Source organism: Falsochrobactrum tianjinense (assembly GCF_019100495.1).
Taxonomy (GTDB): Bacteria; Pseudomonadota; Alphaproteobacteria; order Rhizobiales; family Rhizobiaceae; genus Brucella; species Brucella tianjinense.
In genome coordinates, this window is sequence record NZ_JAHRVA010000002.1 from 277392 (window position 1) to 296096 (window position 18705).

The window sequence follows — 18705 nt, forward strand, 5'->3', positions numbered from 1 at the left end:
ATATCCATATGCCGCACAGGGCAGAAGGGGAAGGGCGCTTTGCGTCCGCTGCAAGACGCAAAGCTTTCTGAAATCAATCGATAGCGCGCCGTCCGTTCGCATCGAAAATATGAATATTGCGCGCCGATGCACCGATTCTAACCACCTCATCGACAGTGTGACCGGAACGGCCCGCAATACGAAAGATCAATGGTTTGCCATCAGGCAATGCGCTGTGAATATAGCTCTCCGCCCCGATAAGCTCGATAGCGTCGATCCGGGCCTTCGCATTAAAGCCGTCTGCGGCAGGATCGCCTTCTTCAAGAATGTGAATATCTTCCGGGCGTATGCCAAGGGTAAATTTATCCGTAGGCAGCGTGACCGCTTCCCCTGGCTGCCAAGTTATAGATTCGCTGCGTTCAAACAAGTTCATCGAAGGCGAGCCGATGAAAGTTGCGACGAAAGTCGTGGCCGGTTTTTCATAGAGCTCTATCGGCGTTCCGACCTGTTCGATATTGCCTGCATTGAGCACTACCAGTCGGTCCGCCATGGTCATGGCTTCCATCTGGTCGTGGGTTACATAAACGCTCGTCGTGTCCAGCGATCGTTGCAGGCGTTTGATTTCGACACGCATCTGCACTCGCAATTTAGCGTCGAGATTGGAAAGGGGCTCGTCGAAAAGGAAAACCGCAGGTTCGCGCACGATGGCGCGCCCCATCGCAACGCGCTGCCGCTGTCCGCCGGACAATTGCCGAGGCTTGCGTTCCAGAAACTGCTCTATTTCAAGCGCAGTTGCTGCCTTTGTAATGCGGCGCTCGATTTCGTCTTTCGGTGTTCTGCGGTTTTTCAGCCCATAGGCGAGATTGTCGCGAACGGACATATGCGGATAAAGTGCGTAATTCTGGAAAACCATGGCGATGTCGCGCTGAGCCGGTTCCACATCGTTTACGATGCGCTCGCCAATGGCGATCGTACCCCCGCTGATACCTTCAAGCCCCGCGATCATGCGTAGAAGCGTGGACTTGCCGCAACCGGAAGGGCCGACAAGGACGACGAATTCACCGTCCTGAATTTCCAGAGAAACGCCTTTAATGACGTCAACATTGCCGCCATAGCTCTTGCGGACATTATCAAGAACGATCTTGCTCATTATTTTTCCGTTTCAACGAGACCTTTGACGAACCAGCGCTGCATCAGCACAACTACCAGGATCGGCGGCAGGATGGCCAGAATGGCTGTTACCATGACGTAGTTCCATGGGGTGGATGCATCAGCGAAATCCACCATGCGGCGCAGGCCGATAATGATAGTGTTCATCTTCGCGTCATTGGTGACGAGCAGCGGCCACAGATATTGGGTCCAGCCATAGATGAAGAGAATGACAAAAAGTGCTGCGATATTCGTCTTCGACAGCGGCAGCAAAATATCGCGCATGAAGCGCAAGGGACCGGCATTGTCCATGCGCGCCGCCTCGACCAGTTCGCCGGGAATAGTGAGGAAAAACTGCCGGAATAAAAAGGTAGCTGTGGCGGAAGCGATAAGCGGCAGCGTCAATCCCGCATAGGTGTCGATCATTCCAAGATCGACGATAACCTTGTAGGTCGGCAATATGCGCACTTCCACCGGCAGCATAAGCGTCACGAAGATCATCCAGAAGAAGAACATGCGGAAGGGAAAGCGAAAGAAGACAATCGCAAATGCTGACATGAAGGAAATGATGATTTTGCCAACCGCAATCACCATGGCCACAACGAAGGAATTCCATAACAGCCGCTCGAGGCTGACGCCGACAACGCGCTCGACGCCGCCGAAAATTGCCTCATTGTAATTCTCGAGCATGTGCCCGCCAGGCAGCAGCGAGATTGGCGGGCGGAGAATATCGCCCGAAGTTATGGTCGAAGCGACATAGGTGTAATAAATCGGAAAGGCTACAATTATGACCCCGATAATGAGGACCAGATGGCTGATCAGATTTGAGACTGGACGTTTTTCGATCATGCTCGCCTCATTATGAATAGTGTACCCGCTTCTCGATGAAGCGGAACTGGAATGCGGTCAGGGCAATCACGATAATCATCAGAATGACCGACTGGGCAGAAGACGAACCAAGGTTGAGGTTGACGAAACCATCATTATAAACCTTGTAGACCAGAGTTTCGGTCGCTCTGGCTGGACCGCCGCCAGTCACTGCATGGATGATGCCGAAAGTGTCGAAGAATGCGTAAACCGTATTGACCACCAGAAGAAAGAATGTCGTCGGCGCAAGCAGCGGAAACACGATGGTCCAGAAGCGCCGCGCACCGCGTGCGCCATCAATGGCCGCAGCTTCAATCAGAGATTTAGGAATTGCCTGTAAGCCCGCAACAAAAAACAGAAAATTATAGGAAATCTGTTTCCATGCAGCTGCAACCACAACCAGTCCCATGGCCTGATTGCCATTGAGCAACGGATCCCAATCAAAACCATTGCGGCGCAGGATATAAGCCAATGTACCCATCGCCGGATTGAACATGAACAGCCACAGCATACCCGCGACAGCGGGCGCGACGGCATAGGGCCAGATCAGAAGCGTACGGTAGAAGGTCTTGCCGCGTATGACCCGGTCGGCAGATGTGGCGAGCAGCAACGCCGCGCCCATGGCAAGAAGCGCGGTCAAAAGATTGAAGACAATCGTTATCTTGATGGAATGCATATAGCTGGGGTCGGTCAGCACGGTCGTGAAGTTGGCAAACCCGATAAAGGTGGACTTCAGCCCGAAAGGATCCTCCCGCATGAATGACTGATAGATGGCCTGACTTGCCGGCCAGAAAAAGAAAATCACCGTGAGGATGATCTGCGGAGCAAGCAGGAAATAGGGCAATATCTTGTTTGGAAACGTGACTTTCTGCACGGGCAGTTTCCTCGCGGACAGCAAAGCCGCCTGACTTTTCGGAGCCAGGCGGCGTACTTCAATTCATTCCGTTACTGTGCGGCTGCGATCGCTTCGTTAGCGCGCTTGACGGCATTGTCCAGCGCGGTTTTCGCATCCTGCTTGCCTCCGAGCATAGCCTCGAATTCCTCATTGAGAATATCGCGCACCTGCGGCAGATTGACGAGGCGCACGCCCTTGGAATTTTCGGTCGGCTCCTTGCCCATCATCTGAAGGATCGGCGTTTCGCGGCCCGGATTCTTTTCATAGAAATCCGACTTCTTCGTTTCTTCATAGGCGGCCATCGTCACTGGAAGATAGCCTGATTTTTCATGCAGCTTGACCTGTATCTTGGTTTGCGACAGGAAATTAAAGAACTCAGCGATGCCCTTGTACTGTTCGTCACCCAAGCCCGCAAAGACCCAGAGGCTCGCGCCGCCCGGAATGGTATTCTGAGGGCCATGGCCCTCATAGTAGGGCAACTGGCCGATACCATAATTGATGCCGGATTTCACCACGTCACCGAGGCCGCCGGAAGATTCGGTCAGCATGGCGCATTCACCCGACGTGAAGAGCTGCTTGGCTTCGGACGTGCGTCCGCCATAACGGAAGATGTCGTCCTTGGCGAGATCAGCAATAGCCTGAAAATGTTCAACATAAAGCGGCGAATTGATTTCAAGCTTTACGTCCGTGCCGCCAAGGCCATTTTCATTCGTGCCGTAAGGAACATTGTTCCAGGCGGCGAAGTTTTCGGTCTGAATCCAAGTAAGCCAGGTCGATGTGAAGCCGCATTTCGACGCGCCGCTGGCCTTGATTTTCTTCGCAGCTTCAAAAACCTCCGGCCAGGTTTTTGGCGGGGTATTTTCGTCAAGCCCGGCCTTCTTGAAAGTATCCTTATTGTAATAAAGGATCGGCGAAGAAGAATTGTAAGGGAAAGACAGCATTGTGCCGTCAGGCTTGGAATAATAAGCCACAATACCAGGGAGATATTGTGACTTGTCGAATTTATAGCCACCCTTCTCGAGAACTTCGGCGGCAGGAACAACCGCGCCTTCGGCAGCCATCATCACGCCGCTACCGGCATCGAATACCTGAATGATCGCCGGCGGCTGCTTTGAACGGAATGCGGCAATACCGGCATTGAGCGTTTCCGGGTAGCTGCCCTTATATACCGGTACGATCTTGTATTCGCTCTGGCTTTCATTGAACTCACTGGAGAGTTCGTTGATCATTTCGTTATTGGCGCCGGTCATGGCGTGCCACCATGCCAGTTCCGTCTGGGCGAAAGCCTGCGAACCGATGGTGAAGGCAAGTGCGCCCGCAAGCGCCGAAGTCGTAATCAGACGGGTAAGCATGTTTCCTCCTCGGAGATGAGATTGCTTGAACATCAAGAACAGCTTGCGCTGCTCTCAGGTCCGGAACCTGCATTATCGTTATTGCACTTATATGAATGCAATTTTTGACGAAGTATCAACCTTCTATTTCTTCAATGGCAGAATAAATACGAAAGCGGTAGCGGTCAAAGTGAAAAAAAGCGAAAAAGAATCGATAATAATGAAGATAATCCGTGGATAGATTTGAATCACCGGCGGTAAGCTTGGTCAGGCAACAGGTTTTAAAGGAGATGGATTGACCCATCGACGTGTCTGCACTGTTATATATGCGCCCGAATCTGTCCCAACCGATTTCGGGGTATCTTCAGAAAGCCGGTTCTTGGTTGCCCGGTGAGAAGCAATATGACGGGCAGGAATATGAGCACTCACGATCACAGGAAAAGCCGGATTACATTACTGGATGTGGCGCGCCATGCGAATGTGTCGCGGGCCACGGCGTCACTTGTCATACGCAAAAGTCCGCTCGTGGGGGCGGCGACGCGCGAGAAGGTCGAACAGGCGCTCAAGGAACTTGGCTATGTCTATAATATGGGGGCGGCCAGCCTGCGTGCCGAGCGCTCCAATACGATTGGAGTGATCGTTCCGACCCTCGGCAATCCTTTTTATGGCGAGCTTCTCTCCGGCATAGACAATATTGTCGGCGAAGCAGAAATGGTGGTCATTCTTGCCAATAGCGGTGAACAATTTTCGCGCCAGAGCTTGTTGTTGCAGCGTATGCGCGAACACGGGGTCGATGGGGTGATCGCCTCTTTGACTGCGGAAACACAACCCGATTGCATCGAGCAGATCGCGGATTGGGGGCTTCCGGTTGTACAGGTTCTGCGCCATGTAACCGGCAAGCTGGACTATGCGGGCGTGGACTATGCAGGTGGTATGCAGCAGGCGGTGGATTACCTTGCATCCCTTGGTCATGAGGACATTGCCTTTGCAGTGCATGGACCTGTTCATTCCGCCTACCGCCACCGTGTGGACGGTTTTCGAGGTGCGATGCTGGAGCGCGGACTCGATCCGGAACTGATTGTACGCGTCCCCATGACCATGCCGCAAATTGCCCAAGCGGCACCGCTTTTGTTCGAGCAGGAACGCCAACCCACTGCTGCGATCTGCTTCAACGATGTGATCGCATTGGGGCTTGCAGCGGGGCTTTACGATTGCGGGCGCACGGTAGGTCATGATTTTTCACTGGTCGGTTTTGACGATGTTGCCGATGCGGAAGCGACCCGACCAAGACTGACTTCCGTCTCAAGCACGCCCGTCACTGTCGGGCAGAACGCTGCGCGCCTGTTGTTGGAGCGCATAGCGGAACCTCACAGGGCACCCCAGCAAATCGTCAGCAAAACATATCTGAAAATCCGCCAGTCCTGTGGACCTGCCAAGGCTTTTGCTATCTAATCCTTAAACACTGATTAATGATTGACTGCCTGCTACAATAGATTTAGATCGATCTAAATCTATTGTAGCAGGAGACGGATCAGGCCGGTTCCATGCTGGGAGGCACACCACTTGTATAATTTTAATTTTGCACCGGTGTTTGCATCAATGGACAAGTTGCTTGTCGGTGCTTGGCAGACAATCCAGCTATCCTGCATCGCGATGTTGCTCGGATTAATCGTCTCGATCATTTGCGCATGGGGCAAAACGTCTGGACCCAGACCCGTACGGTTCGTCATTGACGCTTATGTCGAGATCATCCGCAACACACCCTTTCTGGTCCAGATTTTCTTCATCTTCTTCGGCTTGCCAGCAATCGGCCTGCGGCTTTCGCCCAATAGTGCGGCATTGCTTGCGCTTGTTGTGAATTTCGGGGCTTACGGCACGGAAATCATCCGCGCAGGTATCGAATCTATTCACCGGGGACAGATGGAGGCAGGCACGGCACTCGGCCTCTCGAAATTGCAGGTCTTTCGCTATATCGTCATGAAGCCTGCACTACGGACGGTCTATCCTTCGCTGACCAGCCAGTTTATCTATCTGATGCTGACATCGAGTGTGGTTTCGGTGATTTCCGCCAGCGAGCTTGCTGCGGCGGGCAATGACCTGCAATCGGCGACCTTCGCCAGCTTTGAAGTCTATATCGTCATCACGTTCCTTTATTTCGTGCTGTCTATCGGCTTTTCAACGATCTTCTCGATCATCGAAAAGATGGCATTCAAATACCCCCTGAGCCGATAGGAGCGGACCATGATCAGACCTTTTGGCTTTAATGAATTTCTCATCATCGTCTATGCGGCCCAATGGACGATCGCGCTTTCGGCGCTTGCTTTTGTCGGTGGGGGCTTGGGTGGAATTCTCGTCGCACTCATGCGCGTAGCAGACGCGCGAGTGCCGCGCTTCTTCGCGCTCGGTTTCATCCGGATATTTCAAGGAACGCCGCTTTTGATGCAGCTTTTCCTGGTGTTTTTCGGCCTCAACATTTTCGGCTTCGGTATCAATCCATGGGTCGCCGCCTCCATTGCGCTTACGTTGCATGCGAGTGCGTTTCTGGGTGAAATCTGGCGTGGTTGTATCAACGCCGTGCCGCCGGGCCAGCGGGAGGCAGCTACTGCGCTTGGGCTGCGTTATTTCAACCGCATGCGTTATGTGATTCTGCCGCAGGCAAGCCGCATCGCCGTTGCGCCCACCGTTGGTTTTCTGGTGCAGCTCATCAAGGGTACGTCACTGGCCGCGATCATCGGTTTCACCGAACTGACCCGGCAAGGGCAGATCATTAATAATGCGACATTCAGCCCCTTTCTGGTGTTCGGCACCGTGGCGGCCATTTATTTCATCCTGTGCTGGCCGCTTTCGATCCTCGCGCGCCGCATGGAATCAAGGTTCTCTCGTGCAACAGCTCGTTAATCGGGAGCTTTGACGGGACTTAATGCCGGCGAGGAGACCGGCCAACTCAGGGAAGGAAATAATATGAACGTTACCAGACGTATGGCCCTTATCGGGGCAGGAGCTCTTATCGGGGCGGGTACGCTCGCCACCACTTTTGCGCCTGCCGCTTTTGCGCAGACAGTCGAAGGCATCAAATCCGCCGGAGAGATCAAAATCGGTATGCTCGTCGATTTCCCGCCTTTCGGCATCATGAACACAAGCAACGAGCCTGATGGCTATGATGCGGATGTGGCGAAGCTTCTTGCCAAGGAACTGGGCGTCGAAGCCAAAATCGTTCCGGTAACCGGCCCCAACCGCATTCCGTATCTGCAAAGCGGACAGGTCGATGTTCTGGTCGCCTCGCTGGGAATTACCGAAGAGCGCGCCAAAAATGTCGATTTCTCGCAGCCTTATGCGGGTATTTCGATCGGCATTGTGGGGCCGAAAGATACGGCAGCCTCCAAACCTGAAGATCTTTCCGGCAAGAGCATCGGCGTAGCGCGCGCCAGCACGCAGGATACGGCTGTGACCAAGGTTGCGCCAAAGGATGCCACAATCCGCCGCTTCGACGATGACGCCAGCGCTGTGCAGGCCCTGCTGTCGGGACAAGTCGATCTGATAGGCCTTTCCAATGTGGTTGCAGCGGAAATCGAAAAGGCGGCTCCCGGCCGTTACGAGCAGAAAATTCAGCTCAGCCAGCAGGTTCAGGGCATTGCCGTGAAGAAAGGCTCTACGGAAATGCTCGAATTCGTTAACAAGTTCCTCGAAAAAGTGAAGGGCGATGGTGAGTTGAACAAGATTCATGAAAAGTGGCTTGGTTCGCCGCTGCCCGATTTCGTGACAGACGCAAAGTAAGATCAAAATTTCCATGTCCGGGATTACCCGGGCATGGGCTCAATTTGAAATGATGGAAGGACGTTTCTCATCATGAACCAGACGGCTCAGAACAAAGCGCAACGGGGAGAGACTTCCGGTCCCGCAGTGCTGATGGAAGATGTCAACAAATGGTATGGCACCTATCACGCACTGCGCGACATCGAACTCACCGTCGAGAGTGGCGAACGCATCGTCGTTTGCGGGCCTTCCGGCTCTGGTAAATCGACGCTTATTCGCTGTATCAACCAGCTTGAGACCATCCAGAAGGGTCGTATCGTTGTCGATGGCCTCGACCTGACGGCAGGCGGCAGAAATGTCGATATCGTGCGACAGGAAACCGGCATGGTTTTCCAGCAATTCAATCTGTTCCCTCATATGACAGTTCTGGAAAACTGCACGCTTGCACCCATGAAGGTGCGCGGCGTTTCCAAGGTCGAGGCCGAAAAGACCGCGCGCAAATATCTTGAGCGCGTTCGCATTCCCGAACAGGCAGATAAATATCCGGCGCAGCTTTCCGGTGGCCAGCAGCAGCGTGTGGCGATTGCCCGCGCACTGTGTATGAACCCCAAGATCATGCTGTTTGACGAGCCAACCTCGGCCCTTGATCCGGAAATGGTCAAGGAAGTGCTCGATACCATGATCGATTTGGCCAAAGAAGGCATGACTATGCTTTGCGTGACCCATGAAATGGGTTTTGCGCGGCAAGTGGCCGATCGGGTGATCTTCATGGATCAGGGTGCAATTCTCGAAATGGCCCCGCCCGATGAGTTCTTCGACAATCCAAGGCATGAGAGAACCCGCGCCTTTATCGGCCAGATTTCCTGATATAAGCCAATAGCTTGGCGATGGAGCTTGAAGTGACGCACGAAATTCTGCTCGTGGAACCTATGATGCCGTTGATCGAAGAGGAGCTTGATGCTGCCTATAAGGTATATCGGCTCTATAAAGCGGGTGAAAAAGCAGCGATCGAGGCAGCTCTTAGCACGATCCGTGCGGTTATTACTGGCGGTGGAGCGGGCCTTTCCAATGAGTGGATCGAACGCCTGCCAGCGCTCGGCCTGATCGCGATCAACGGGGTTGGTACGGATAAGGTCGATCTCGACTTTGCGCGCAGCCGGAATATTCATGTCAGCACCACACCGGGCGTTCTCACCGACGATGTTGCTGATATCGGCATTGCGCTGATGCTGGCGGTGCTGCGCCACCTTCCTCAGGGGGACCAATTCGTGCGTAATGGCGATTGGATGCAGCGCAAGGCATTTCCGCTGGGAACCAGCCCCAAGGGCAAGCGTATCGGCATTCTCGGCCTGGGGCAGATCGGCAAAGCGGTGGCGAAACGTGCCGAAGCCTTTGGCATGAATGTTCATTACTGGAACCGTTCCCTGGTTTCGGACACGCCTTGGACCGCACATCCTTCTCCGGTCGAACTAGCGCGCAATAGCGATGTGCTCGTCGTTTGCGTTGCGGCCAATGCGGAAACGCAAAATATCGTCAATGTGGATGTGCTGACGGCCCTCGGCGGCAATGGCGTTATCGTTAATGTCGCGCGCGGCAGTGTGATTGATGAGGACGCATTGCTGGCGGCCCTCGAGAAAGGCGTGATCGCGGGAGCAGGCCTTGATGTTTTCGTCAACGAACCGGCAATTCGCGGGGGATTCTTTACCGCACCCCATACGGTTCTGATGCCTCATCAGGGCAGCGCCACATTTGAAACGCGCATGGGCATGGGTGCGCTCGTTCTGTCCAATCTGAAGGCATATTTTGCGGGCGATGTCCCGCCCACCAAAGTCAATTGAGTTTCGATGATCGTCAGGCAAGCGTTTTGAAGGCCGTATCCACCATCGCGCTCTAACGCGTGATTGTGATAGTTTCAGCCAATCGATTCTGGACAGGGCATTTCCAACAAAAGTGTAAAGCGGTTTTGTGCCCGGAAATGCGTAAAGCGAAAACACGTTGATGGCGGAGCAGACAGATGCTGGAACGGATGATCGATCAGGGTGCGGGTCGCGAGCCTGCCGATATCGTGCTCAAGGGCGGTCGCTTTTTTGATCTGGTGAGCGGTGAGCTGATCGAGAGCGATATCGCCATCAGCGGCGACCGGATCGTCGGTACTTTCGGCACTTATGAAGGCACGCGCGAAATCGATATTTCCGGCCGCATCGTCGTGCCAGGTTTCATCGACACGCATCTGCATATCGAATCCTCCAACGTCACACCGCATGAGTTTGACCGCTGTGTTCTGCCACAAGGCGTCACAACTGTTATCTGCGACCCGCATGAGATCGCCAATGTGCTTGGTGCCGAAGGAATCCAATACTTCCTCGACAGCACGCTTGAAACCATCATGGATATTCGCGTGCAGCTTTCAAGCTGTGTACCGGCCACCCATATGGAAACCTCGGGCGCGGAATTGCTGGTCGACAATCTTCTGCCTTTTGCCGGCCATCCCAAGGTGATCGGGCTGGCGGAATTCATGAATTTTCCGGGTGTTCTCGCTAAAGACCCTGAATGCATGGCGAAGCTGAAGGCATTTCAGGGACGCCATATTGATGGACATGCGCCGCTTCTGCGCGGGTTTGATCTCAACGGCTATATTTCGGCAGGCATACGCACCGAGCACGAAGCGACGAGCGCCGAAGAAGCACTCGAAAAAATGCGCAAAGGAATGCATGTTCTGGTGCGCGAAGGCTCCGTCTCGAAAGATCTGGCAGCGTTAATGCCGATCATCACCGAGCGGCACGCACAGTTTCTTGCGCTCTGCACCGATGATCGCAACCCGCTTGATATCGCCGATCAGGGCCATCTCGATTATCTGATCCGCACTGCGATTGCGGGCGGGGTGGAACCGATTGCCATCTATCGTGCGGCCAGCATTTCGGCGGCTCGGGCTTTCGGCCTGTTTGACCGCGGCCTCGTCGCTCCCGGCCAGCGCGCCGACCTCGTCGTCATCGACAGTCTTGAAGGCTGTCATGCAGAAATCGTGCTTTCAGCAGGCAGGGTGGTTTCGGAAGAACTGTTTGCCAGCCGCAAATCCATCGCGCCTGTCGGACGTAACAGCGTGAAGGCCCCGCGCGTCAGTGCATCGAACTTCCGTTCCCAATCCAATAGCGGCAAGACGCGCGCAATCGGGATTGTTCCAGGCAAGATCATTACTGAAAGCCTCGAATTCGACCTCAAGGTCGGCCCGCATGGCGTCGAGCCCGATTTGGAACATGATGTGGTGAAAATCTCGGTCGTGGAGCGGCATGGCAAAAATGGCAATATCGCCACGGGCTTCGTACATGGTTTCGGCTTGAAAGCCGGAGCCATTGCTTCGACCGTCAGCCATGACAGTCATAATATTTGCGTGGTTGGTGTTTCTGACGACGATATCGCCGTTGCGGTCAACCGGCTAGGCGAAATCGAGGGCGGGTTTGTTGTTGTGTCCGATGGCAAGGTGCTCGCAGAAATGCCGCTGCCTATTGCAGGACTGATGAGCATGGAGCCTTATGAAACCGTGCGCGACCAGCTACGTGATCTACGCCATGCGGCAGATCTGCTCGGAACCAAGCTGGAAGAACCATTCCTGCAACTGGCCTTTGTTGCCTTGCCGGTCATCCCGCATCTCAAGATTACGGACCGTGGACTTGTCGATGTCGACAAGTTTGAATTTGTAGGGAATTAGCACCACCGCCCTTATCGATCGATGCGCGTCGAAAGAATAATCGAGGACATGGTCCGCTCGACGCCTTCCAATGCGCCAATTCTGTCGAGAATGATATCGAGTTCCTGAATAGATGGTGCTTCCACGACCACGATCATGTCGAAATGACCACTAACTGAATGTAATGTGCGTACGGCCATGATGCTGCGCAAGGCGTTTTCAACCTTGGGTGCAAATTTTGGCAGTGCTGTCACCAGTACATGAGCACGCACCAGATCACGCTCGAATTCCGGTGCGATTCGCACCGTATAGCCCTCGATCACTCCGCGTTTTTCCAGCTTTTCCAGCCGGCTTTGCACGGTCGTTCGCGATACGCCCAACCGTCTTGCGAGGTCGGCGGTAGAGGCACGCGCATTCTCACGTAGAAGGGCTATCAGGGCAAGGTCAGCGTTTGTCGTCATAATGGATATTAATTACGTCATTTCGTTTAAACAAACAACGTTAATTCGTCAGTTTGCATGCTTCTTTTCGCCGAAATTTATGCGACTCTTTATATATCCGAATTGCATTCCAAGGGGAAAGAAATGAAAGAGATCGTAGTTGTCGGCGCAGGAAAAATCGGTGCAACCATTGCCGATCTTCTGGCCGCGACGGGCGACTATTCCGTCACTGTTGTAGACCGTTCGCAGGCACAGCTCGACGCGCTGGAAACCGCAGCAGCAGTCAAGACGCAGGCGCTCGATATCAAGGATGCGGACGCGCTTCAAGCCGTTCTTGCTGGTAAGTTCGCAGTGCTAAGTGCTGCTCCTTTCCAGCTTACGACCCTGATCGCAGAAGCTGCCGCCAAGACCGGCGTGCACTATCTCGATCTTACCGAAGACGTAGCCAGCACCAAGCGCGTCATGGAACTGGCCAAGGATTCCAAGTCGGCTTTCATTCCGCAATGCGGCCTTGCTCCGGGCTTCATTTCCATCGCGGCTTATGACCTGGCAAAGCGTTTTGAAACGCTCGACAGCGTGCGTATGCGCGTTGGTGCCCTGCCGCAATATCCGTCCAACGCGCTCAATTACAACCTTACATGGAGCACGGACGGCCTCATCAACGAATATATCGAGCCATGCGAAGCCATTGTGAATGGCAAGCTTACCAAAGTCCCGGCACTTGAGGAGCGCGAAGAATTTTCGCTCGATGGCGTAACCTATGAAGCGTTCAATACGTCTGGCGGACTGGGTACTTTGTGCGAAACACTGGAAGGCAAGGTTCGCACGCTCAATTATCGCACCATTCGTTATCCGGGCCATGTCGCTCTGATGAAGGCTTTGCTCAACGATCTTGGCCTGCGTCATCGCCGCGAAGTGCTCAAGGACATTTTTGAAAATGCCCTGCCATCGACCTTGCAGGACGTGATTGTGATCTTCGTTACCGTTTCAGGCATGAAGAATGGCCGTCTCGTGCAGGAAACCTATGCGAACAAGGTTTATGCCAACCAGATTGGCAAGATCATGCGTTCGGGTATCCAGATCACGACGGCTTCGGCAATCTGTGCCGTTCTCGATATGCTTGCCAAGGGCGAGCTTCCGCAGCAGGGCTTCGTCCGTCAGGAAGATATTGCGCTCGATGCGTTCCTCGCCAATCGTTTTGGTAAGGCTTACGCTCAGGACGATAACTGCTCGCGTCTGGTCGCCTGATTTTACCCTTGTAGGAATGCTGATCCGTTGTGCTATTTAAGTGCAACGGATTTCGCGTTTTCATGTTTTGTTTGAAAACTGACCAAAATTGCGATTGAAACAAGTTAGCATCCGCTGTGTTGAAAGCGGAGCGTGAGTGCGTAAAGAAATAGGTAAACCATGCTGAAATCAATTTTGCTGGCCGCTTTGGCCTCTTCCGTTCTTGCTTTACCAGTACAGGCAAAAGAGTGGAAAGAAATCCGCATTGCCAGCGAAGGCGCATACCCGCCTTTCAATTATATGTCTCCGGATGGAAAACTGATCGGCTTCGATCTCGATATCGCCCATGCGCTGTGCGAGGCGATGGAGGCCGAATGTGAGATTGTGGCCAATGACTGGGATGGCATGATCCCCGGCTTGCAAGCCAACAAATTCGATGCGGTCATCGCCTCAATGGCGATCACTGAAGAGCGCGCAAAACAAGTGGCCTTCACCGATCGTTATTACACCACGCCGCTGGCCGTTGTGGTGCCCAAGGATAGCGATATCATCTCGCTCGACCCGGCAGCGTTCGATGGCAAGGCTGTTGGTGCGCAGGCTGGCAGCACGCAAGGCATGTACGCCGACGATGTTTATGGCAAGGCTGGCGCGGATGTGCGGCTTTACCCGACCGCCGATGAAGCCAATGCCGATCTCGAAAGCGGTCGTCTTGATGCAATCGCAGCCGACAAATTTCTCGCAGCAGACTGGCTGAAGAATGCGGCGGGGGCCGACTGCTGTAAGTTCCTCGGTGATATTCCGGGTTCCGAAACGCAGATTTCGGTGGCGCTGCGTAAAGGCGATGACGATCTGCGTGAGCAGTTCAATGCGGCGATCAAGAAAATCCGCGAAGACGGCACTTACGATACGATTCGCAAGAAATACTTCGATTTCGACATCTATTGATGCGTAAAAAACATCGGGTGCCTTCTATTCTTCACTTGAAGCGGAAAGCGCCCGGTGCTTCATTTGTTCTGCATATGCAGAGCAATGCTTCAAAACAAAATAATATCAGGCAACAAGGGGAACATCATGTTAAAATCTATCCTGTTCGCAGGGGTGGCATCCATTCTCGCTGCATTTCCGGCGCAAGCGAAGGAATGGAAAGAAATCCGCATTGCCACCGAAGGCGCTTACCCGCCCTTCAACTTCGTTGCGGCCGATGGCTCGCTACAGGGGCTTGATGTCGATATTGCGCAAGCGCTTTGTAAAGCCATGGAAGCCAAGTGCGAGATTGTCGCCAATGATTGGGACGGCATGATTCCGGGCCTTCAGGCAAACAAGTTCGATGCCGTCATTGCATCCATGAGCATTACGGAAGACCGTAAGAAGCAAGTCGCATTCACCGACAAATACTATTCCACGCCGCTTTCCGTTGTGGTGCCAAAAGACAGCCCGATCACATCGCTTGATCCATCAGCCTTCGATGGCAAGACCATCGGCACACAAGGCTCGACAACGCAGAGCGCCTATGCCGAAGATGTCTACGGCAAGGCCGGCGCAGAGGTGAGGCTTTATCCAACCGCCGATGAAGCCAATGCCGATCTCAAAAACGGGCGGCTGGATGCGGTCGCATCGGATAAATTTCCGATCTCGGAATGGATCAAGGGGGATGGTGCGGATTGCTGCAAGCTGCTCGGCGACATACCGGGAACGCAGACAGATACGGCCATAGCTCTTCGCCAGGGAGACGATGACTTGCGTGAGCAGTTCAATGCGGCGATCAAGAAAATCCGCGAAGACGGCACTTACGCGACCATTGTGGAGAAATATTTCGATTTCGACATTTATTGATCGCTTGAAAAGAAGTTTTTTCTTTGCTGTATGAAAGAGCGCACTGGCATTAACCGGTGCGCTCTTTCATAATGGGAACTGGCGGGGCAATCATGCGACAAGAAGATGTCATCGTTTTGGGCGCAGGCATTGTCGGCGTTTCCACCGCTCTTCATTTGCAGGCCAGAGGGCGTTCGGTCTGTCTTATTGATCGTGGTGAACCGGGGCAGGGTACGAGTTTCGGCAATGCTGGTCTCATCGAACGCTCAAGCGTCATCCCATATTCTTTCCCACGCGGCTTCTGGACCCTGCTGCGCTATGGATTAAACCGCCGTTCCGATGTGCGATATGATCCATTCTATGTGCCGCGCATGGCGCGCTGGCTTTTCCAATATTGGCGCGAATCCTCGCCCGAAAGGCTGAAGATCGCAACCGACGCCATGCTACCGCTCATCGAAGCCAGTGTGAGTGAGCATGACGCTCTTGTCGCACAGGCAGAATGTCAGAGGCTGGTGCGCGCACAAGGCTGGATTGAGGTTTTTCGCCATCAGCCAGCCTTCGATAAAGCCATCCGGCGTCTGCCGCAATTGCAACGCTTCAATCTTGCCTACGATGTCCTGGATAGCATGGCGCTTCGGGAGCGCGAGAAAACGCTTGATGTGGTAGCGGGCGGCATTCATTGGCTCGACCCCAAAACAATCGTCAATCCGGGAGGTCTGGTCCAGGCTTATGCGGATCTCTTCCGCAAAAATGGCGGATGTTTCGTTCAAGGCGATGCTGCTATGCTTACGGAAAATAACAACCGCTGGCAGATAGCCACTGCGGAAGGGATCGTGGCCGCGCGCGATGTCGTCGTCGCGCTTGGGCCGCAATCTGGCATTACTTTCAAGAAATTCGGCTATTCGCTACCGCTTGGTATCAAAAGGGGACACCATCAGCATTTCGAGATGCGCGATGGTGCGCGGCTTGGCCATACGGTGGTCGATGAGGAGGCGGGCTACGTACTCGCACCTATGGTGCAAGGTGTAAGACTGTCCACTGGCATCGAGTTTGCATCCCCTGATGCTAGCGCCAACCGCATTCAGCTTGCGCGCGCCGAAAAAATTGCCCGCCGTCTCGTGCCGCAATTGGGCGAGCCGGTCGAAACGAGCCCGTGGTTGGGTCTTCGCCCCTGCATGCCCGATATGCGACCGGTGATTGGGCAAGCGTCGCGCCATCGGGGGCTGTGGTTCAATTTTGGCCACGCCCATCATGGATTGACACTTGGGCCCGCCAGTGGCCGTTTACTTGCTGAAATGATGACCGGAGAGCGGCCATTTACCGATCCGGCACCTTATTCGGCAGACCGATTCCTGCGGCGCTAAGTATCGCAATCTGGCTTAGGTGAAGCAACAGCCGGACGGGGTAGGAACTCGTCTGCCATTTCGTTGGCCGCAGTAAGAAACCGAAAAAATCCCTGCGTTTTCCGGTGCCGTCGCGTTCGGTTAACACGGCTGTCGCTCCTGTAAGGAAATGACATCCTTGCGCATCTGGTTCCATTAAAGTTGCGGTTGCGATAACAACTAAAACGCCTGCCATCATTATTCCGTGAAGAGATTGAAAAAGAACGTCATCTCTATCTCTTTTCCTAAAGCGAAGCGTATTTACTCATACTCATATGGCACGCTTTAACTTTTTGTTTTGCGCATGTCCTTATCGGAAAAACAGTTCCCACTTTTCCGCGACATGCTTTAGTGCGCCGCTGCCTTTCGCTTTTGCCAATAGCGGTTGCGCATACGCGGCGCAATAAACCAAGACACTATGGGCGTAATCAAAAAGCTGAAAATGATGACGGCGGGTAGCCAGAATTTTGCGTGTTCCGATAGGGCAGGGATGGAAAGCACAGTGATCGCACCCATGCCAAAGAGGACGGCATTGACCACAACACTAAGAATGACTGCAATTTGAAAACGAACAGACATTTTGGTCTCCCTTTATAAGGAGACAAACGTTTTACGATAGAGATTGTTCCGAATGCGTCGCGTGGATGTCGTCAGGTTCCGGTCGCGAATCTTGCCACCCACCGATGCCATTGGTCTTCATTGCCATGGAAGACATTAAGGTCGATTTTGCCCTTTACCCCTTGCGACAGACCCGAGCCGGAATATTGCCAAAAGACCCAGCGGCGACCGGGATAGACCTTGGAAGGATGCTTGGCGACGGAGCGTAGCCAGAAGGGATAGTCGATAAATGCCCCCTTTAGATTATCGGCATAGAAATCAGGCGCGGTATAGATAACGGGCCGCTTTCCATAGTGGCGTTCCAGTCTGTCCATGAAGACCTGCATTTTCTCCAGAACATGTTTGCGCGATGGACGCCGCTTGCACGATGAATCGCCATTCCATTCCACATCGATAACGGGCGGTAGGGCATCGGGGTCATTGGGCACGTTACGGATGAACCAGTCGGCCTGCTGGCTGGCAACCCGGCACCAGTAGAAGAAGTGATAAGCACCGCGTTTCAGGCCGGCAGCCTTTGCGTCGCGCCAATTCTTGCGAAACATCGGATCAAGATGGTCTCCGCCATCGGTCGCCTTTATATAGGCAAAGTTAGCCCCTTGCTTGCGCAGGGTTGCCCAATCGATATTTCCCTGCCAGCGCGAGACATCGACACCATGTACCGCATGTTTGCGCGGCGAGGTGCGGCCAAAATTGATCGGCATGGCGTCACGAAAGCGCTGGCGGTAAACTTTCGAGTGCTGCTGCGGTGCCAGACGTACAGCCGGATAGGCCGCCACTTCCGGTCGGGGAAGGGAAACCGGGACAGTGGTTGCCTGTTCCGGCCTGTATTCGGGGAGAGGGGCCGGCGGCTGGCTTTTGAAGGGTGCCGCGTCGGGTATCGGCCCGGCCCATGCAAGAACTTCTTCCTGCGGGACAGCCGCAATTGCCGGTTCGCGACTGGCCATGTCGGTCAAAGGCACGGGCGGCATAGGCCGGACAACCGAGCTGGTCGTCTCATCGGACGGTTGCAACATGATGCTGTCAATACCGGAACTCGACGTGCAACCCGCCAGAGCAGTGCAGGCAAGCGCTATCGCTGACACAACCATAAAACGCATGATACTCGCACACAACCCAGGCACCCGGCCGCCTCTAAATGGGCGCCACATGCCATCGACCAACACTTGCAACGCTCGTCCCGAGCTAATTGCTAATCAAAAATTACCGGATAAAGCTGAATCCAAAGTTTACGAAATGCTTATAAGGGCCACGTGGACAATTTCTATTCCGCGGAGCGGAAGCATTCACGCGCGTTTGGCAGGAAGGATAAAGGGCTGTTCAAAAACCTGTTTGATCAAGGGCTTAGATTTGACGCTTTCAACCTGGAGCATAAGCTGGGCAATCTTGTCGGGATTGAAAATACCGCATTCATAAATCTGAATGATCTCACGCGCCATCTCGTCCTTTTGTGGTGATGTCACGGAGCAGCGCCCAAGCACTTGGCACGACTTGAGATAAGCGGCCTGTAGCATTTCAAGCTCGGCAGTATTGAAACGCTTGAAATAGTAATCTCTCGAAAAAGGCATGA

The 18705-nt window shown here is 53.8% G+C and carries 19 protein-coding genes; 11 read left to right on the forward strand and 8 right to left on the reverse strand.

Features of this window, described 5'->3' with window-relative positions; translation table 11 throughout:
• Window positions 1-73 precede the first annotated feature (73 nt).
• The 4 genes from KUG47_RS06895 to ugpB all read right to left on the reverse strand — a co-directional run bounded on the left by KUG47_RS06895 (window position 74) and on the right by ugpB (window position 4242).
• On the reverse strand, window positions 74-1129 hold the full coding sequence (locus tag KUG47_RS06895) for a sn-glycerol-3-phosphate import ATP-binding protein UgpC (RefSeq protein ID WP_217677212.1): 1056 nt from the start codon (window positions 1127-1129) through the stop codon (window positions 74-76).
• The gene (gene ugpE / locus KUG47_RS06900) at window positions 1129-1977 is read right to left on the reverse strand and encodes a sn-glycerol-3-phosphate ABC transporter permease UgpE (RefSeq protein ID WP_217677213.1); all 849 of its coding nucleotides are present in this window, start codon (window positions 1975-1977) and stop codon (window positions 1129-1131) included. The genes KUG47_RS06895 and ugpE overlap by 1 nt, the downstream gene beginning before the upstream one ends.
• Window positions 1978-1987: 10 nt before the next feature.
• Window positions 1988-2869, reverse strand: coding sequence for a sn-glycerol-3-phosphate ABC transporter permease UgpA (gene ugpA, locus KUG47_RS06905; protein WP_217677214.1), 882 nt, complete (start codon window positions 2867-2869; stop codon window positions 1988-1990).
• 71 nt (window positions 2870-2940) lie between these two features.
• Entirely contained in the window at window positions 2941-4242 is a 1302-nt protein-coding gene (ugpB, locus tag KUG47_RS06910; RefSeq protein WP_217677215.1) for a sn-glycerol-3-phosphate ABC transporter substrate-binding protein UgpB, read from the reverse strand.
• Window positions 4243-4638: 396 nt separating this feature from the next.
• Here ugpB and KUG47_RS06915 point away from each other — a divergent pair, with 396 nt between their 5' ends.
• The 7 genes from KUG47_RS06915 to ade all read left to right on the forward strand — a co-directional run bounded on the left by KUG47_RS06915 (window position 4639) and on the right by ade (window position 11680).
• Window positions 4639-5673: a LacI family DNA-binding transcriptional regulator gene (locus KUG47_RS06915; protein ID WP_217677216.1), complete on the forward strand. Its 1035-nt coding sequence runs from the start codon at window positions 4639-4641 to the stop codon at window positions 5671-5673.
• 111 nt (window positions 5674-5784) lie between these two features.
• Window positions 5785-6453: an amino acid ABC transporter permease gene (locus tag KUG47_RS06920; protein ID WP_217677217.1), complete on the forward strand. Its 669-nt coding sequence runs from the start codon at window positions 5785-5787 to the stop codon at window positions 6451-6453.
• A gap of 9 nt (window positions 6454-6462) precedes the next feature.
• Entirely contained in the window at window positions 6463-7119 is a 657-nt protein-coding gene (locus KUG47_RS06925) for an amino acid ABC transporter permease (protein WP_217677218.1), read from the forward strand.
• A gap of 63 nt (window positions 7120-7182) precedes the next feature.
• Window positions 7183-7995 (forward strand): transporter substrate-binding domain-containing protein, encoded by an 813-nt coding sequence (locus KUG47_RS06930; protein WP_217677219.1) that lies wholly within the window; start codon window positions 7183-7185, stop codon window positions 7993-7995.
• Between the two features lie 132 nt (window positions 7996-8127).
• Window positions 8128-8841 (forward strand): amino acid ABC transporter ATP-binding protein, encoded by a 714-nt coding sequence (locus KUG47_RS06935; RefSeq protein WP_217677398.1) that lies wholly within the window; start codon window positions 8128-8130, stop codon window positions 8839-8841.
• A 20-nt stretch (window positions 8842-8861) separates the two neighbouring features.
• A complete protein-coding gene (locus KUG47_RS06940) occupies window positions 8862-9812 on the forward strand; it encodes a 2-hydroxyacid dehydrogenase (RefSeq protein WP_256448755.1) in 951 nt (316 codons plus the stop codon).
• Between the two features lie 176 nt (window positions 9813-9988).
• On the forward strand, window positions 9989-11680 hold the full coding sequence (ade, locus tag KUG47_RS06945; RefSeq protein ID WP_217677220.1) for an adenine deaminase: 1692 nt from the start codon (window positions 9989-9991) through the stop codon (window positions 11678-11680).
• Between the two features lie 11 nt (window positions 11681-11691).
• Here ade and KUG47_RS06950 read toward each other — a convergent pair whose 3' ends face one another.
• Entirely contained in the window at window positions 11692-12120 is a 429-nt protein-coding gene (locus KUG47_RS06950; RefSeq protein WP_217677221.1) for an Lrp/AsnC family transcriptional regulator, read from the reverse strand.
• Between the two features lie 123 nt (window positions 12121-12243).
• On the opposite strand from KUG47_RS06950, the gene KUG47_RS06955 reads away from it, so the two are divergent.
• The 4 genes from KUG47_RS06955 to KUG47_RS06970 all read left to right on the forward strand — a co-directional run bounded on the left by KUG47_RS06955 (window position 12244) and on the right by KUG47_RS06970 (window position 16502).
• On the forward strand, window positions 12244-13347 hold the full coding sequence (locus KUG47_RS06955) for a saccharopine dehydrogenase family protein (protein ID WP_217677222.1): 1104 nt from the start codon (window positions 12244-12246) through the stop codon (window positions 13345-13347).
• A gap of 159 nt (window positions 13348-13506) precedes the next feature.
• Entirely contained in the window at window positions 13507-14271 is a 765-nt protein-coding gene (locus KUG47_RS06960; RefSeq protein ID WP_217677223.1) for an ABC transporter substrate-binding protein, read from the forward strand.
• Window positions 14272-14397: 126 nt separating this feature from the next.
• Window positions 14398-15159 carry an ABC transporter substrate-binding protein gene (locus tag KUG47_RS06965; RefSeq protein WP_217677224.1) on the forward strand — a complete coding sequence of 254 codons (762 nt, stop codon included), beginning with the start codon at window positions 14398-14400 and terminating at the stop codon, window positions 15157-15159.
• A gap of 92 nt (window positions 15160-15251) precedes the next feature.
• Window positions 15252-16502, forward strand: a complete 1251-nt coding sequence (locus KUG47_RS06970) for an NAD(P)/FAD-dependent oxidoreductase (RefSeq protein ID WP_217677225.1) — start codon at window positions 15252-15254, stop codon at window positions 16500-16502.
• Window positions 16503-16868: 366 nt separating this feature from the next.
• On the opposite strand, the gene KUG47_RS06975 is transcribed toward KUG47_RS06970, so the two are convergent.
• The 3 genes from KUG47_RS06975 to KUG47_RS06985 form a co-directional block, all read right to left on the reverse strand.
• Window positions 16869-17099, reverse strand: coding sequence for a hypothetical protein (locus KUG47_RS06975; protein ID WP_217677226.1), 231 nt, complete (start codon window positions 17097-17099; stop codon window positions 16869-16871).
• A gap of 71 nt (window positions 17100-17170) precedes the next feature.
• Window positions 17171-18235 (reverse strand): glycoside hydrolase family 25 protein, encoded by a 1065-nt coding sequence (locus KUG47_RS06980; protein WP_217677227.1) that lies wholly within the window; start codon window positions 18233-18235, stop codon window positions 17171-17173.
• A gap of 186 nt (window positions 18236-18421) precedes the next feature.
• Window positions 18422-18703: a hypothetical protein gene (locus KUG47_RS06985; RefSeq protein ID WP_217677228.1), complete on the reverse strand. Its 282-nt coding sequence runs from the start codon at window positions 18701-18703 to the stop codon at window positions 18422-18424.
• Between the last annotated feature and the right edge of the window lie 2 nt (window positions 18704-18705).